This is a genomic window from Kribbella sp. NPDC048837 (genome assembly GCF_055586945.1).
In genome coordinates this window covers 475,895-490,158 of sequence record NZ_JBVJHF010000007.1, presented here as the reverse complement: position 1 = coordinate 490,158, position 14,264 = coordinate 475,895, and the positions used below count along the sequence as shown (strand labels likewise).

16 protein-coding genes and 1 pseudogene are annotated in these 14,264 nt (G+C 69.7%); 2 read left to right on the top strand and 15 right to left on the bottom strand.

Annotation, left to right across the window (positions count from 1 at the left end):
* Window positions 1-5: 5 nt before the first annotated feature.
* Together panC and ACZ6O0_RS32045 are read right to left on the bottom strand one after the other, a co-directional pair.
* Window positions 6-833 carry a pantoate--beta-alanine ligase gene (gene panC, locus ACZ6O0_RS32050; protein ID WP_465768742.1) on the bottom strand — a complete coding sequence of 276 codons (828 nt, stop codon included), beginning with the start codon at window positions 831-833 and terminating at the stop codon, window positions 6-8.
* Window positions 830-1,687, bottom strand: a complete 858-nt coding sequence (locus tag ACZ6O0_RS32045; RefSeq protein ID WP_465768741.1) for a Rossmann-like and DUF2520 domain-containing protein — start codon at window positions 1,685-1,687, stop codon at window positions 830-832. The genes panC and ACZ6O0_RS32045 overlap by 4 nt, the downstream gene beginning before the upstream one ends.
* Here ACZ6O0_RS32045 and ACZ6O0_RS32040 point away from each other — a divergent pair.
* Window positions 1,613-2,404: pseudogene (locus ACZ6O0_RS32040) on the top strand (SAM-dependent methyltransferase); the annotation flags it as partial. The gene ACZ6O0_RS32045 and the pseudogene ACZ6O0_RS32040 overlap by 75 nt on opposite strands.
* A gap of 107 nt (window positions 2,405-2,511) precedes the next feature.
* On the opposite strand, the gene ACZ6O0_RS32035 reads toward ACZ6O0_RS32040, so the two are convergent.
* Both ACZ6O0_RS32035 and ACZ6O0_RS32030 read right to left on the bottom strand, forming a co-directional pair.
* Window positions 2,512-3,924, bottom strand: a complete 1,413-nt coding sequence (locus ACZ6O0_RS32035) for a PH domain-containing protein (RefSeq protein ID WP_465768740.1) — start codon at window positions 3,922-3,924, stop codon at window positions 2,512-2,514.
* Window positions 3,921-4,409, bottom strand: coding sequence for a PH domain-containing protein (locus tag ACZ6O0_RS32030; protein WP_465768739.1), 489 nt, complete (start codon window positions 4,407-4,409; stop codon window positions 3,921-3,923). Before ACZ6O0_RS32030 ends, ACZ6O0_RS32035 begins: the two co-directional genes overlap by 4 nt.
* A gap of 26 nt (window positions 4,410-4,435) precedes the next feature.
* Here ACZ6O0_RS32030 and ACZ6O0_RS32025 point away from each other — a divergent pair, with 26 nt between their 5' ends.
* Window positions 4,436-5,641 carry an NADH-quinone oxidoreductase subunit D gene (locus tag ACZ6O0_RS32025; protein WP_465768738.1) on the top strand — a complete coding sequence of 402 codons (1,206 nt, stop codon included), beginning with the start codon at window positions 4,436-4,438 and terminating at the stop codon, window positions 5,639-5,641.
* Window positions 5,642-5,643: 2 nt separating this feature from the next.
* Here the strand turns inward: ACZ6O0_RS32025 and ACZ6O0_RS32020 are convergent, their stop codons facing one another.
* The 11 genes from ACZ6O0_RS32020 to ftsH all read right to left on the bottom strand — a co-directional run bounded on the left by ACZ6O0_RS32020 (window position 5,644) and on the right by ftsH (window position 14,241).
* Complete coding sequence (locus ACZ6O0_RS32020) at window positions 5,644-6,414, bottom strand: inositol monophosphatase family protein (RefSeq protein WP_465768737.1); 771 nt, start codon at window positions 6,412-6,414, stop codon at window positions 5,644-5,646.
* A 25-nt stretch (window positions 6,415-6,439) separates the two neighbouring features.
* Window positions 6,440-6,838 carry a hypothetical protein gene (locus tag ACZ6O0_RS32015; RefSeq protein ID WP_465768736.1) on the bottom strand — a complete coding sequence of 133 codons (399 nt, stop codon included), beginning with the start codon at window positions 6,836-6,838 and terminating at the stop codon, window positions 6,440-6,442.
* Between the two features lie 30 nt (window positions 6,839-6,868).
* Entirely contained in the window at window positions 6,869-7,225 is a 357-nt protein-coding gene (locus ACZ6O0_RS32010) for a hypothetical protein (protein ID WP_465768735.1), read from the bottom strand.
* A gap of 95 nt (window positions 7,226-7,320) precedes the next feature.
* The gene (locus ACZ6O0_RS32005; RefSeq protein ID WP_465768734.1) at window positions 7,321-7,881 is read right to left on the bottom strand and encodes a DUF3180 domain-containing protein; all 561 of its coding nucleotides are present in this window, start codon (window positions 7,879-7,881) and stop codon (window positions 7,321-7,323) included.
* Window positions 7,882-7,883: 2 nt separating this feature from the next.
* The gene (folK, locus tag ACZ6O0_RS32000) at window positions 7,884-8,441 is read right to left on the bottom strand and encodes a 2-amino-4-hydroxy-6-hydroxymethyldihydropteridine diphosphokinase (RefSeq protein ID WP_465768733.1); all 558 of its coding nucleotides are present in this window, start codon (window positions 8,439-8,441) and stop codon (window positions 7,884-7,886) included.
* Window positions 8,438-8,827, bottom strand: coding sequence for a dihydroneopterin aldolase (folB, locus tag ACZ6O0_RS31995; protein WP_465768732.1), 390 nt, complete (start codon window positions 8,825-8,827; stop codon window positions 8,438-8,440). Before folB ends, folK begins: the two co-directional genes overlap by 4 nt.
* Before the next feature lie 76 nt (window positions 8,828-8,903).
* Entirely contained in the window at window positions 8,904-9,383 is a 480-nt protein-coding gene (locus ACZ6O0_RS31990) for a nuclear transport factor 2 family protein (protein WP_465768731.1), read from the bottom strand.
* On the bottom strand, window positions 9,380-10,177 hold the full coding sequence (gene folP, locus ACZ6O0_RS31985) for a dihydropteroate synthase (protein ID WP_465768815.1): 798 nt from the start codon (window positions 10,175-10,177) through the stop codon (window positions 9,380-9,382). The genes ACZ6O0_RS31990 and folP overlap by 4 nt, the downstream gene beginning before the upstream one ends.
* Window positions 10,178-10,280: 103 nt before the next feature.
* Window positions 10,281-11,429: a S1 family peptidase gene (locus tag ACZ6O0_RS31980; protein WP_465768730.1), complete on the bottom strand. Its 1,149-nt coding sequence runs from the start codon at window positions 11,427-11,429 to the stop codon at window positions 10,281-10,283.
* A gap of 132 nt (window positions 11,430-11,561) precedes the next feature.
* Window positions 11,562-12,134: a GTP cyclohydrolase I FolE gene (folE, locus tag ACZ6O0_RS31975; protein WP_465768729.1), complete on the bottom strand. Its 573-nt coding sequence runs from the start codon at window positions 12,132-12,134 to the stop codon at window positions 11,562-11,564.
* A gap of 70 nt (window positions 12,135-12,204) precedes the next feature.
* Entirely contained in the window at window positions 12,205-14,241 is a 2,037-nt protein-coding gene (ftsH, locus tag ACZ6O0_RS31970; RefSeq protein WP_465768728.1) for an ATP-dependent zinc metalloprotease FtsH, read from the bottom strand.
* Between the last annotated feature and the right edge of the window lie 23 nt (window positions 14,242-14,264).

Below are 14,264 nucleotides of genomic sequence, written 5' to 3'. Positions count from 1 at the left end.
CGATTTCATCGGAGCGTGATGGAAATGTTGTCAATGAGACGGGTCGTCCCCACCCGAGCGGCGATCAGCATCCTGGCCTCGCCCGGACCGATCACCGGACCCAGGTCCGGTGCGCGGAGGGCGAGGTAGTCGATCCCCACCGACGGGACCGCCTCCAGCTCCGCGTGGGCGGCGGCCAGCACGGCGTCCGGTCCGTTCATCCCGGCCTTCGCCCCGGCGGTGAGCGCGCGGTAGAGCACCAGCGCCTCGTCACGCTCGGTCTCGTCGAGGTAGCGGTTGCGTGAGGACATCGCCAGCCCGTCGGCCTCGCGGACGGTCGGCACCGGGACGATGTCGACGTCCCAGTCGAGGTCGCACACCATCTCGCGGATCAGCGTCAGCTGCTGGTAGTCCTTCTCGCCGAACAACGCCAGGTCGGGCGCGGTCAGGTGCAGCATCTTCGCCACCACGGTCAGTACGCCGGCGAAGTGGCCCGGCCGGACCATGCCCTCGAGCTCGTCAGCCAGCGGGCCGGGATGCACGGTGATGGACGGCTCGTTCGGGTAGAGCTCGTCACGGGACGGGTTGAAGACCAGGTCGACGCCCTCGTTCTTGGCGATCGCCAGATCGCTGGCCAGGGTGCGTGGATAGCGGTCGAAGTCCTCCGACGGCCCGAACTGCAGTGGGTTCACGAAGATCGTCAGGACGACGCTGCCGTCCGGCCCGACCCGTTCGCGGGCCTCGGCCAGCAGGGCCGCGTGCCCTTCGTGCAGGGCGCCCATCGTCATCACGACCGCTCTGGGCCGGATCGCCGCGGCCGCTCGCAGTTCGGCCTTCGTCTGGGTGAGTCTCATCGCGGTGCCTCCCCTGTCCGATCCCGCCCGGTCCGGTGCCCGCTCAGCACCTCGCCGAAGCGAGCCGCTGTCTCCGGGTCCAGTCGTCCGTCCGCCGCCGCCAGCTGTACCGTCGCCCGGGCCAGCTCCGCGTAGGTGCTCACCGTCGGGTCCCGCAGTACAGCCAGATGCGCTGCCACCGTGTCGACATCGCCCCGGGCGATCGGCCCGGTGAGCGCATGATGACCGGATCGCAGCGTGTTGTCGAGCGTTGCGGCCACGAGTGGCCGAAGCGTTGCCACGGGATCTTCGACCCCGGCCTCCCGCAGTACGCCGATCGCCTGTGTGAGCAACGTTGTCAGGTGGTTCGCGCCGTGCACGAGACCCGCGTGGTACCGCACCCGCTGGTCGTCGGCCACCCACTGCAGCTGGGCGCCGAGCGACTTCACCAGCCGCTCCACCAGCGCTCGCGCCTCGTCCGGCGCGGTCGCGGTGAACATGACGCCTTCCAGCTCGACCGGACCACCGGGAAAGGTCATCGACGGGTGCAGCGCGACCGGTACCGCATCCAGGCCGGCCAGCGGTCCGAGTCCGTGGGCTCCGGACAGATGGACGACGTACTGCGCACTGGTCAGCGGCAGCGCGTGGGCCACGTCATGGATCAGGTCGTCCGGTACGGCGACGAGTACGACGTCGGCCCGGGTGGTGACCTCGTCGGCGGTCAGCACGGGCACATGCGGAAGAAGCCGGGCGGCGCGTTCACGTGACGCGCTCGACCGTGCGGTCAGGCCGACCAACCGATGCCCGGCTGCCGCCATGGCTGCTCCCAGGGCGGTCCCGGCCCGGCCGGCTCCGATCAAGCCGATCCGTTCCATCACTCACTCTCTTCGTTCCAGTCCCACTCCGGGGTACCAGACGATCTACTGGTCAGCGTAGGTGATGAGAGCATGCCGTGCATGACCAGCTTCCGGGAGGCCTGGGAGACCGCGCTCTACGGACGTGACGGTTTCTACCGCCGGGAGCGCCCATCCGCGCACTTCCGGACGTCCGTGCACGCGTCACCCCTCTTCGGGCAGGCCATCGCCCGCCTGGCTCGCGCGGTGGGCGCCGAGCAGGTCGTGGACGTCGGCGCCGGCTCCGGCGAGCTGGGCGAGGTGTTGGGTCGTGAGGGTCTGTCCGTCACCGGCATCGAGCTCGACGACGAGTTGCCGTCGGAACTGACCGGTCTGGTGATCGCGAACGAGTGGCTCGACAACGTCCCGTGTGAGCTTGCGGAGTGGGATGCGGACGGCGTGGCGCACTATCTGACCGCCGGCCTCACGCCGGGAGATGTTGTCGATGGCAACGACCTGGAGTGGCTCAAGCACTGGTGGCCGGGCGAGCCCGGTGACCGGGCCGAGATCGGCCGCACCCGCGACGAGGCCTGGGCATCCGTGATCAGCCGCTTGACCGACGGTGCGGTCGCCGTGGCGATCGACTACGGACATGTCCTCGCCGACCGCCCGCCGTACGGCACTCTCACCGGCTTCCGCGCCGGACGCGAGTGTGAACCCGTGCTGGACGGCTCCTGCGACATCACAGCCCACGTGGCCCTGGACTCGCTCGGTGGGGAGATCGTGCGGCAGCGGGACGCCTTGCGCGCTCTAGGGGTCAGTGCGGCCCGTCCGAGCCTGGAGCTGGCCCAGACGGAACCGCTGCGCTACCTGGCCGAGCTGTCGTCGGCCGGCGAGGCGGCCGAGCTGCTGGACCCGTCCGGGCTCGGTGCGTTCGGCTGGGTGTGGACAGCGGCCGGGGCGGACGCCGTACGGCGGGCTTCGCGGGCTCTGTCGGCCTGAGCCTCGACCAGGGCCGCGGCCTCGCGCTGGTCGCGGTGGAGGGCGATGGCGTCCGTCGGACCGAGCGGGGTGTCCACGTGGACGTTGGCCAGGCCCAGGCGGCGTTGGAGCGGACCCTGCTCCAGCCGGACGGACTGGGTCTTGTGGTGCAGCACTATCGACGTACGGCGGCTCACCCAGCCGCGGACCGTGACGAGCACCTGGTCGTCAGCGCCGTACGCGAGGTAGCGCCAGCCGACCGGGCGCAGCCACTTGGCGCGCTCCGGTGCGACGTGCATGGGGATGCGAGCGAGGTCGAGCCCCGGCAGGATGCGGGCGAGCACGCTCGCGACCTCACCGCGGTCGCCGACCGGCAGGAGCTGGGCACCTTCGCGCTCGTCGTCGCCGTCCTCCTTGTTGCCCGCCACACCGGCGATGTCCAGCTCGACCCGGGCCCAGCCGAGCAGCCGCCAGATGAGTGGCTCGGTGATCAGCAGACCCTGGACGCGGCCCGGCGGCACGGTCTGGCGCTGCACATCGAGCAGGCCGCGCTTGGTCCGCAGCCCATGGCCGGTCTCCGACAGGGTGAAGCCGTGATTGCCGACCACCTGCTTCCAGATCGGCTGCACCACACCGAACAGCAGCGGCAGAGCGGCGAACAGACCGATGTGGAAGTCCAGCACCATCGTGGCGACGATCAGCCAGATCACAGCGCTCGCGCTACCGAGGACTGTGGACGACAGCAGCGTCGCACCGAGCAGGCGGCTCGTCGGGACGACCAGAAGCGGCTCGGACTCGACCTGCTGCTCCTGCTGCTCGGCGACGCGCTCGCCCTTGGCCCGGTCCAGCAGGATCGTGCGGAGCTTGCCGGCCTCGTCGTATGTGAAGTAGCTCAGCTTGCCGTCGCTCTTGCCACCGCCCGCCACATCCATCCGCAGCTCGGCCATGCCGAACAGGCGGGCGACGAACGGCTGCGCGACGTCGATCGCCTGGATCCGGTCGAACCGGATGATCCGCGTCCGCCGGAAGAGGAACCCGCTGTCCACCCGGATCGCGTCGTCGGTCAGCTGCCACTTGGTGAACCACCACGACAACGCGCCGAGCAGGATGCCGCCGACGAGTACGAGGGCCAGACCGATGCCGGCCAGCTGCAGATTGCTCCGCAGGCCCTCGTTGTTGACCAGCGCGATGGCCGCGATGACGAAGTAACCCCACCCCTTCACGAACGGGGTGAGTGGGTGCAGCCGGGCCCCTGTCTGCTCCACGACCGCGGTCTGCCCGGGCGCCGGCTCGGTCACAGGCCCCACGCCTGCGCCTGGCCGAGGGCGGAGAGGCGGTCGCGCAGCCGGGCGGCCTCGTCCGGGTGCAGGCCGGGGATCTTGGCGTCCGTGGCCGGCGTGGCCGTGTGCAGCTCCACGGTCGCGATCCCGTACGCGCGCTCCAGCGGCCCCGCGGCCACGTCGACGAACTGCATCCGCCCGTACGGCACGACCACGAGCTCGCGGAACATGATCCCGTGGCTGACCAGCAGCTCGTCCTCGCGTTCGGCGTACTTCCAGGACCGCTGGTTCCGCCCGATCAGCACCCAGGCCCAGGCCAGCCCGGCGGCGAGCACGACCAGCGCGAGTACGCCGTACGCCCAGCCGACGGTCAGCCCGAGCACGAGCAATGCGGCGATCCCGGCCACGCCGAACATGAGTGCCGCGTTCAGCCGGCGGACCGTGGCCAGCTTCGGCGAGACCGGCGTCCAGCTGACATCCGAGGGTGCGAAGAGGTCATCCACAACCCAAGCCTGTCACGATAGGGGTTATGAGTACCGAAAGAGTGGTCGGTATCGGCGCGGGAGCGGCTGGGTTCGACCCCGCGTACGAGCGCGGCGGGACCGGGACCGGCTCCGAGCTGGCAACCACCGACATGGTGCTCAACATCGGGCCCCAGCACCCGGCGACGCATGGCGTCCTGCGGCTCCGGCTGACCCTGGACGGCGAGCGGATCGTCGGCTGCGAGCCGATCATCGGCTACATGCACCGCGGCGCGGAGAAGCTGTTCGAGGTCCGCGACTACCGGCAGATCATCGTGCTGGCGAACCGGCACGACTGGCTGTCCGCGTTCGCCAACGAGCTCGGCGTCGTCCTCGCGGTCGAGCGGATGATGGGCCTGGAGGTGCCGGTCCGCGCGGTCTGGCTGCGCACCCTGCTGGCCGAGCTGAACCGGGTCCTGAACCACCTCATGTTCCTCGGCTCGTACCCGCTCGAGCTCGGCGCGATCACGCCGGTGTTCTACGCCTTCCGCGAGCGGGAGACGATCCAGGCGGTGATGGAGGAGCTCTCCGGCGGCCGGATGCACTACATGTTCAACCGGGTCGGCGGCCTCAAGGAGGACCTGCCGTACGGCTGGCTCGGTCGCGCCGCCGACGCCTCGGCCGCGGTCCGCAAGCGGCTGCCCGACATCGAGGACCTGATCCTCGGCAACGAGATCTTCCGGGCCCGCACGGTCGGCGTCGGCCGGCTCTCCCCCGAGCTCGTCGCGCAGTACGGCGTCTCCGGCCCGATCGCCCGGGCGTCCGGTGTGGACGCCGACCTCCGCCGCGACGAGCCCTACCTCGGGTACGGCGAGTTGCTGCAGGACGGCGTACTCCGGGTGGTCACCCGGACCGACGGCGACTGCTTCGCGCGATTCTCCGTACTGCTCGAGCAGGTGAAGGTGTCCCTCGACCTGGTCGACGCCTGCCTGGACAAGCTGTCCGCCCTGCCGGCCGGGCCGATCAACGTCCGGCTGCCGAAGATCCTCAAGGTCCCCGAGGGCCAGACCTACGCCTGGACCGAGAACCCGCTGGGCATCAACGGCTACTACCTGGTCTCCCGCGGCGACAAGACGCCCTGGCGGCTCAAGCTCCGCTCCGCCAGCTTCAACAACATCTCCGCCCTCCCCGCCCTGCTCCCGGGCACCATGATCCCGGACATGATCGCCATCCTCGGCAGCATGTTCTTCGTCGTCGGCGACATCGACAAGTAGGGTCAGCCGATCAGTTCCAGCAACGGCTCACGGAGGCCGGCCGAGACCGCGAACGTCGCCCGGGACTCGGGGCTGTGCTCCGAGCCGTCCAGGTCCAGGACGGTGACGCCGGCTTCGCGGCAGATGGAGACGCCGGCCATGGTGTCCCAGGGCTTGTTGGAGAACATGATCATCGCGTCGAAATAACCCGACGCGGTCCAGGTCAGGGCGGTGGCGGCGGTGCCGATCATCCGGAGGCGCTGGACGCGCGGGGTCAGGCGCTGGGTGAGCGCGAGCCGCTCGGCGTTGATCCGGTCCGCGTCCGGACCGACGGCATAGTCGCCGACGGCAACCAGTGCGTCGGTCAGGTTCGCGCACTCGCTGCCCCGGACGGGCTTGCCGTTGCAGGTCGCGCCGAGGCTCTCGGCAGCGGCGTACCTGGTCCCGAGGGCCGGGTGGTCGATCACGCCGGCCACCGCGCGGCCCTCGTGGATCAGGCCCAGCGAGATGGCCCACAGCGGTACGCCGTGGACGAAGTTGACCGTCCCGTCGATCGGGTCCAGCACCCACCGCGTGCCGTCCGTCGCGCCGCCCTCCTCCTCGCCGAGGATGCCGATGTCCGGCGTCTCCCGCTCGAGGAAGGTACGGATCTCGCGCTCGACCGCGAAGTCCACCTCGGAGGCCATGTCGCGGTCGCCCTTGAAGGTCAGGGCGCCCGGTCCCCGCGAGTCGGTGATCACCCGCCCGCGATCGACGGCGGCTTCGGCAACCTTCAGCAGTTTCGCGAGATCCACACCCACGAACCTACGCGACCGCCGATCAGGCCGTGCCCAGCGCCCTCCGCCGGCGCCGCCACGCCGCCGCCGCGGCCAGCCCGCCGACAGCCAGCACGCCGGCCGCAGCCTGGCCGATCTTGATCGGGCACCCACTGGCGCACTCCGGGATCGCGTACGGCTGACCCGGGTTCAGCTCGTGCGTCTCGTCGGCCGCGACGTAGGCCTCTTCGGCCGGGAACGGCCAGCCCTCCGCGCTCAGCAGGCGGTACCAGTAGGCGTCGTCCCACGCCTTCCGCTTGCAGGTCACGTTCACCGACGCCGACTCGAACGGCGGCGGGCCGAGCTGCCCGATCGGTAGATGATCCTCGTTGAAGACCGTGACATGACCGTTCGGGTCGTTCATCGTCACGGCCGGGTAGTTCGCGTCCAGCCCCATGCTCATCCCTCCCCACACCGCAGTATGGGGCCGGAGTCACGAGGCGGCCAGACCTCGCAGCTTGAGGTCCACGACGGTGGGGGCGTCGGCCTGGGAGTGTTTGTCGCCGGCGGCAACGACCGTGGCGACCTCCTCGTCGATCTTGTCCAGGCGGGCGTCGATCTTGTCCAGCCGGCGTTGCATCAGGTCGACGAACTCCGCGTTCTCGACCACGCGGGCGCTGGTGATCCGCGAGTACTCCTGGGCGACCTGGGCGCGCTCGTCGGAATGGGCCAGCCGCTCGACCAGCAACTGGTGGCGGAACAGCACCGTGGCCGCGATCGCGACCAGGACGGCAGCCACCGCGGCAGCCCGCAGAATCCAGGCGTTCTGCGTGAACAGCGCGATACTCACGCCCAGGCAGACAATGATCAGCAGACCGTTGGCAACGGTGAGAACTGTGGTCCTGGTTCGACGGCGGCTACCCCTTGACCCCATGGACCGACATGTTAGGGGGTCTCGTCGGGGTCCTCGGGAATACGACACGCGCGTTCGAGCAACAATCCGGCCGTGACGACCAGCACTGAGACCACCGCCGCGGCACCGGCCATGATCACACGGTTACGAGGCCCGGAAGCCCCCATCGCCTCCAGGAAGGATAACGCGAACCCTGCGTAAACACCGGCGCACAACGCGCCGACGAACGCACTCGCCTTCCCGATCAGCAGCAGGAACACCGCCCGCGACGGCTCCATCCGCTCCCGCCGGACCTGGATCCGCTGATGGGTGTTGCGGGCCGCGGCGAACAGCAGCGCGGCCAGGAACGCCCACGCGATCAGCGTCAGCCAGGACACCGCCGGCGCGACGCCGCCGCCGGACTCGATCGCCTTGACCATGGTCACGCCGATCGCCGCCCCGAGGACGGCGATCGCGATCAGCAGCCGGCGCGAGGTCGGCCGCACCGAGCCCGGGCGCGGCGGTTCCTTGCCGGACCCGTTGCCCTGCCCGTTCCCGGGCTCGTCGCTGGGCTCGTCTCCGCGCGCGCGGCCGGGCTCGGAACCGCCGGACACCACTACTGCAGCTCGAGGTCGAGCTTGGTCACGCCGTCGGTCCCGACCTTGGCGAGCAGTTCCACGACCGGGCCGTGGCCCGGCAGCACCGCGTCCGGCTCGATGTCGAGCCAGGGCGCCAGCACGAACGCACGCTCGTGCGCCCGCGGGTGCGGCACGGTCAGGTCCTCGGACTCGATCGTCTTCTGGCCGTAGGTGATCAGGTCGACGTCGAGGGTCCGCGGCGCGCCCGGCATGCTGCGCTCCCGGCCGAACGCCTGCTCGATCGCGTGCGCGCGGTCCAGCAGCAGGTCGACCGGGAGCGTGGTGTCGGCGAGCAGGACGACGTTCAGATAGGGACCGGACTCCTCGGGACCGCCGATCGGCTGGGTCTCGTACAGCGGTGAGACCTCGACCACCACGACGTCAGGGGTGTCCCGCAGCGCGTCGACAGCGCCCTGCAGGTTCGCCTCACGGTCGCCCAGGTTGCTGCCGAGCGACAAGATGACCTGGCGGATCGGCTTCAGGCCGCCGCTCAGGGTGTCCGCGTCGATGACGTGGGGACTAGGGGTCTCAGTCACGAGGATTCTCCGGCTCTGCGCTGCACGGTCAGGACAACGTCGTCGAACGGCACCGTGATCGGCGCCGAGGGTTTGTGGATGGTCACCGCGGTCGCTGTCACGCGTTTGTCGGCGAGACAGAGATCGGCGATGCGCTGGGCGAGGGTCTCGATCAGGTCCACCGGGTCGTTCTCGATCGCGTGGTGCACCTGCTCGGCCACCACCCCGTAGTTCACGGTGTCGGCCAGGTCGTCGGAGGCCGCGGCGGGGCGGGTGTCCAGCTCCAGCCGGACATCCACGACGAACTCCTGCCCGTCGGTCCGCTCGTGCTCGAACACCCCGTGGCGCCCGAAGCCTCGGATACCACGGATCTCGATCACGTCAGAAGAGAGCACGGGAAGGCTCATCCACGTCCTCGCTTCGCTCCGGGCGCGGATGAGGCACGGTATGCGCTGTGCTCGATGGTGAACTCGCTTCGCTCGCTCACGGCGCCTCCTCCTGTCGGCCCCCAGACGACGACAGTACCGGGGAGGCATGGTGGATCCACAACCGCCAGCCGGTAGAAGTTCGACGGAAAACGTTCGTGGCCAGTGCCTTGCCCCCCGCGAACCCCTCCTCGGGCGCCCCTTCGCCCGACGACAGGACATTCTCCGTACACGTGACGTAGGCCACGTCTTCATCTACCCGTACCTGCACATCGGTCAGGAAGAACTGGATGTACGGCGTGTTCGCGAAGATCATCGCCCAGGCCCGCATCATCTCGGCGTACCCGGAGATGGCCGCGTTGCCGGGATGGATGCAGACCGGGTCCGGGTCCGGCAGCCAGACCGCCGCCATCAGGTCCAGGTCGCCGGCCTCGAACGCGTTGTAGAACGCGGTGTTCGCGGTCAGCACGACGTCCTCGACCGTGGCACCGCGCGCGCCGCCCTCACCTGCCGCGCCCTGCCGCGGACCGTCGGTCATACCGTTCCCCATCTCTTCGCCACCCGGACTGCGTCCGCGCTCGGCGCCACCGCGTGGGCCCGGACACACCAGGCTCCCGCCGCGGCGGCCAGGGCGGATACGGCCGCGCTCGCATCGTCTCGTCGTACGGCCGGTCTGGGTTCACCGGTCTGCTCGTCGGCGAGCAGCCTACCGAGGAACGCCTTCCGGGACGCACCGATCAGCAACGGCCGATCCAGTACGGCGAATTCCCGCAACCGCCGGAGAACCTCCCAGTTGTGATCCGCGTTCTTCGCGAAACCGAGCCCGGGGTCGAGGGCGACCCGGTTCAGGTCGACGCCGGCGGCGCGCATCGCGTCGATCCGCAGCCCGAGTTCGGCGATGACCTCGGCGACCACGTCGTCGTACTCGGCCTTGTTCTGCATGTCGATCGAGTGCCCACGCCAGTGCATGCAGACATACGGCGTACGCCGCTCGGCCACCAGCGCGAGCATGTCCGGGTCGGCCTGGCCGCCGGACACGTCGTTGATCATCACCGCGCCCGCGTCCAGGGCGAGCTCGGCGACGCCGGCCCGCATGGTGTCGACCGAGATCAGCGCGCCCTCGGCGGCCAGCGTCTCGATCACCGGGAGCACCCGGCGGATCTCCTCCTCGGGCGCGGGCCGGTCGGCACCCGGCCGGGTCGACTCCCCACCGACGTCGAGCAGGTCGGCGCCCTCGGCGAGCAACTCGCGGCCGTGCTTGATCGCGGCGGCCGGCTCGAACCACTCACCGCCGTCGGAGAACGAGTCCGGTGTGACGTTGACGACGCCCATCACGAGACACCGGTCCAGCACCGGTAGCCCGTCGACGTGACCCCACGACCCATCACTCACCCGACCACCGTAGTGGCCACCACCCCCATCCCGCGGGGTGGGATCAATTACTGAGGATCAAGCGTGACCTGGTCGCTTGCAGCGCCTCCGCCACGGGCTGCGCGTAGGACTCGTTGGTCTGGCCGTACTTCTCCAGGCACTGGCCGTTGATGAGCGCGGCGCCACTGGTGATGCCCTGTGCGTAGTTGCCGGTCATGTTCGCGCCACCGGAGTCGCCGGCCTCCACGCACGCGGTGTGCTGGAAGAGCCCGCGGACCACTCTGTTGCTGCCGTAGTTCACGGTGACGTTGCGGGCGACGATCTTGCCGCAGGTCCAGCCGGTGCTCTTGCCCGACTTGCAGAGCGTGGATCCGACGGTCGCGTCCGCGATCCCGCGGACCGCGATGTTGCCGGCTCCCCAGCCCTCGACGTATCCCTGCTGGTCCCAGCCGTCGATCACGCCGACGGTGCCGAAGTCGTTGCCCGGGAAGCTCGAGGTCCGGGTGTTGCCGAGGATGTACCCGTTGCGGGAGAACGACGGCTTGCCGGCCGTGCAGTGCCCGGCGGTGAGGAAGATCCGGGTGCCCTTGGTGGTCCGGGCGTTGAAGCCCAGCGAGCAGACGTAGCCGGTGTTCTTGTCGACCTGGACGCCGCCCCGGAGGCTGAAGTCGTCGGCGGTCGTCGTCACCGTGCCGGAGACCCGGCGGACCGTCACCTGGTCGCCGTTCGCCTTGGCGCGGGCCAGGAAGCGGTCGGTGATCAGGTCGTGCGCGCCCTTCGGCACCGTGACGACCACAGTGCCCGACAGGGGATCGACGTACCAGGACCGGACCTTGCCGGCGCTCGAGTTGGCGGCGAGCCGGTTCAGCTTGTCCTGCACGGCGTTCAGCTGGCCGGCGGTGAACTGGACGAGCCGCGGGATCGCACCGACCTGACGGACCAGCTCGGCCGTGGTCAGGTCGGAGACCGCCACGACCAGCTCACCGGCATCGTCGTAGTAGCTCCCGACGACGCCCGAATCCGATCCGAGTTGCGCCTCGACCGACTCCGCGACCAGCGGCGACCGGTCGGTCACCTTCCCGACCGGGTCGGACTTCTGCCCGGTCGGCCTGGTCCGCGTCTCGGCGGTGGCCCAGTTCGCCGCGACCAGCCCACCGGCCGTCAGTATGACGACCCCGGCAAGTGCGGCGCCGACCCGGAAACGCCCCGACATCCTGTCCTCCTCACACCGGCGCCTGGTCCCCGTCGGCCAAGCACCACTACGGAAAGTAAACGCTCAGCGACAGAATGTCCACAGCTACCGGCTTTCAAACTCCAACGAGAGCGGACGCCGGGAGGCTACGGCTCAGCCGACGATCAGGCTCATCGCCTCGGCGCGGGTGACGGGATTGCGGAGCTGGCCGCGGACGGCGGAGGTGATGGTCTTGGCGCCGGGCTTGCGGACGCCGCGCATGGTCATGCAGAGGTGCTCGCACTCGATCACGACGATCACGCCGCGCGGCTCGAGCAGCTCGACCAGGGACTCGGCGACCTGGGTGGTCAGCCGTTCCTGAACCTGCGGTCGTTTCGCGTACACGTCGACCAGCCGGGCAAGCTTCGACAGCCCGGTGATCCGGCCGTCCCGGCTGGGGATGTAGCCGACGTGCGCGACCCCGGTGAACGGCACCAGATGGTGCTCACAGAGGCTCCAGACCTCGATGTCCTTCACCAGGACCATCTCGTCGTGCCCGATGTCGAACGTCGTCGTCAGCACGTCCTCGGCGCGCTGACCCAGCCCACCGGTCATCTCGGCGTACGAGCGTGCCACCCGGGCCGGGGTGTCCTGCAGACCCTCGCGATCCGGGTCCTCCCCGATGGCGATCAGCAGTTCGCGCACAGCCCGCTCAGCCCGCGCATGGTCGAACTTCGGCGACGTCATTGCGCCACTCTAGACACGCCCAGACAGGAGCGCCGCCACCCTCTCGGGTGGCGGCGCTCCTGGTGTCTGCTCAGTCCTTCGGGGACGGCGGGATGGGCCCGCTGCCGTAGGTCGGCGGCTTGACGTTCTCGTCGGGGCCGACCGCTCCGCCCGGCAGCACGTCGGACAGCGATCCGTTCTGCTCGGCGCGGGTCGGCACCGGCATCACCGGCGGCTGGTCCGACGGCACGCGGGTGGACGAACCGGTCCACGCCGGCCGGCGCTCCCGCTTGATCACCGGTGCGAAGACCCGGGCGATCTCGTTCTTGTCCAGGGTCTCCTTCTCCAGCAGCTCCTCGACCAGGTGGTCCAGGACCGCGCGGTTCTCGACCAGGATGTCGAAGGCCTCCTGGTGCGCGTTCAGGATCAGCTTGCCGACCTCCTCGTCGACCGCGGCCGCGATCTCCTCGGAGTAGTTCCGCTGGCTGCCGAAGTCGCGGCCCAGGAACGGCTCGCTGCTGTCCGAGCCGAACTTGATCGCGCCCAGCCGCTCGGTCATGCCGTACTGCGTGACCATGGCCCGGGCCAGCGCCGACGCCTTCTCGATGTCGTTGCTCGCGCCCGTGGTCGGGTCGTGGAAGACCATCTCCTCGGCCGCGCGGCCACCGAGCATGTAGGCCAGCTTGTCCAGCATCTCCGACCGGGTGGTCGAGTACTTGTCCTCGTCCGGCATCACCATCGTGTAGCCGAGCGCCCGGCCCCGCGGCAGGATCGTCACCTTCTGCACCGGGTCGGAGTGCGGCAGCGCCGCGGCGACCAGGGCGTGCCCGCCCTCGTGGTACGCCGTGAGCACCTTCTCCTTGTCCGACATCAGGCGGGTCCGGCGCTGCGGACCGGCGATGACCCGGTCGATCGCCTCGTCCAGGGCCTTGTTGTCGATCACCTGCATGTTCGACCGGGCGGTCAGCAGGGCCGCCTCGTTCAGCACGTTGGCCAGGTCGGCACCGGTGAAGCCCGGCGTCCGGCGGGCGACCGCCCGCAGGTCCACGTCCTGGGCCATCGGCTTGCCGCGGGCGTGCACCTTGAGGATCTGCTCACGACCGGGCAGGTCCGGCGCGTCGACGGCGATCTGCCGGTCGAACCGGCCGGGCCGCAGCAGCGCCGGGTCGAGCACGTCGGGCCGGTTGGTGGCCGCGATCAGGATCACACCGCCGCGGACGTCGAAGCCGTCCATCTCGACCAGCAGCTGGTTCAGCGTCTGCTCGCGCTCGTCGTGACCGCCGCCGAGGCCCGCGCCACGGTGCCGGCCGACGGCGTCGATCTCGTCGATGAACACGATCGCCGGGGCGTTCGTCTTGGCCTGCTCGAAGAGGTCCCGGACCCGGGAGGCACCGACACCGACGAACATCTCGACGAAGTCCGAACCGGAGATCGAGTAGAACGGCACCCCGGCCTCGCCGGCGACCGCACGGGCCAGCAGGGTCTTACCGGTACCGGGCTGGCCGTAGAGCAGGACGCCCTTGGGGATCTTCGCCCCGACCGCCTGGAACTTGCCCGGTTCCTGCAGGAACTCCTTGATCTCGCCGAGCTCCTCGATCGCCTCGTCACAGCCGGCCACGTCGGCGAACGTGGTCTTCGGAGTGTCCTTGGTGATCAGCTTGGCCTTGGACTTGGCGAAGCTCATCACCCGCGATCCGCCGCCCTGCATGGAGTTCATCAAGAAGATGAACACGACCGCGATGAGCAGGAACGGGATCAGCGTGGAGAACACCTGGCCGATGAAGCTGGGCTTGGGGTTCTCGACGTCGTACCGCTCGATCTTGCCGTCCTGGAACAGGGTCTGCAGGTCGGTGCCGAGGGTGTTGGCCTGGCCGTCGACCCAGTGTGCCCGCACCTTGGTCCCGTCGGTCTTCTCGAGCCGGATCTCCTGGTCGGGGTCGATCAGCGTCACCGACTTGATCGTCTTGTCGCTCGACGACTTGGCCTGCTGGATCAGTTGCACGACCGTGCCGGTGGGCTCGGTCTTGTAGCCGGTCGAGCCGGTCAGGAGCTGCCCGATCACCAGTACGCCCAAGAAGGCGACGACGATCCAGAACAGGGGTCCGCGGAAGATGCGCTTCACGTCCATGATCGAGGCCTACGCCCCGTCCC

Bases quoted from the DNA above. Each gene is read 5' to 3' on its own strand.
- folE (WP_465768729.1), bottom strand. From the start codon at position 12,134: ATGACGTCGCCGAAGTTCGACCATGCGCGGGCTGAGCGGGCTGTGCGC.
- ACZ6O0_RS32015 (WP_465768736.1), bottom strand. From the start codon at position 6,838: ATGAGCATGGGGCTGGACGCGAACTACCCGGCCGTGACGATGAACGAC.
- panC (WP_465768742.1), bottom strand. From the start codon at position 833: ATGAGACTCACCCAGACGAAGGCCGAACTGCGAGCGGCCGCGGCGATC.
- ftsH (WP_465768728.1), bottom strand. From the start codon at position 14,241: ATGGACGTGAAGCGCATCTTCCGCGGACCCCTGTTCTGGATCGTCGTC.
- folB (WP_465768732.1), bottom strand. From the start codon at position 8,827: ATGAGCCTTCCCGTGCTCTCTTCTGACGTGATCGAGATCCGTGGTATC.
- ACZ6O0_RS31990 (WP_465768731.1), bottom strand. From the start codon at position 9,383: ATGACCGACGGTCCGCGGCAGGGCGCGGCAGGTGAGGGCGGCGCGCGC.
- ACZ6O0_RS31980 (WP_465768730.1), bottom strand. From the start codon at position 11,429: ATGTCGGGGCGTTTCCGGGTCGGCGCCGCACTTGCCGGGGTCGTCATA.
- ACZ6O0_RS32025 (WP_465768738.1), top strand. From the start codon at position 4,436: ATGAGTACCGAAAGAGTGGTCGGTATCGGCGCGGGAGCGGCTGGGTTC.
- ACZ6O0_RS32045 (WP_465768741.1), bottom strand. From the start codon at position 1,687: ATGGAACGGATCGGCTTGATCGGAGCCGGCCGGGCCGGGACCGCCCTG.
- folP (WP_465768815.1), bottom strand. From the start codon at position 10,177: ATGGGCGTCGTCAACGTCACACCGGACTCGTTCTCCGACGGCGGTGAG.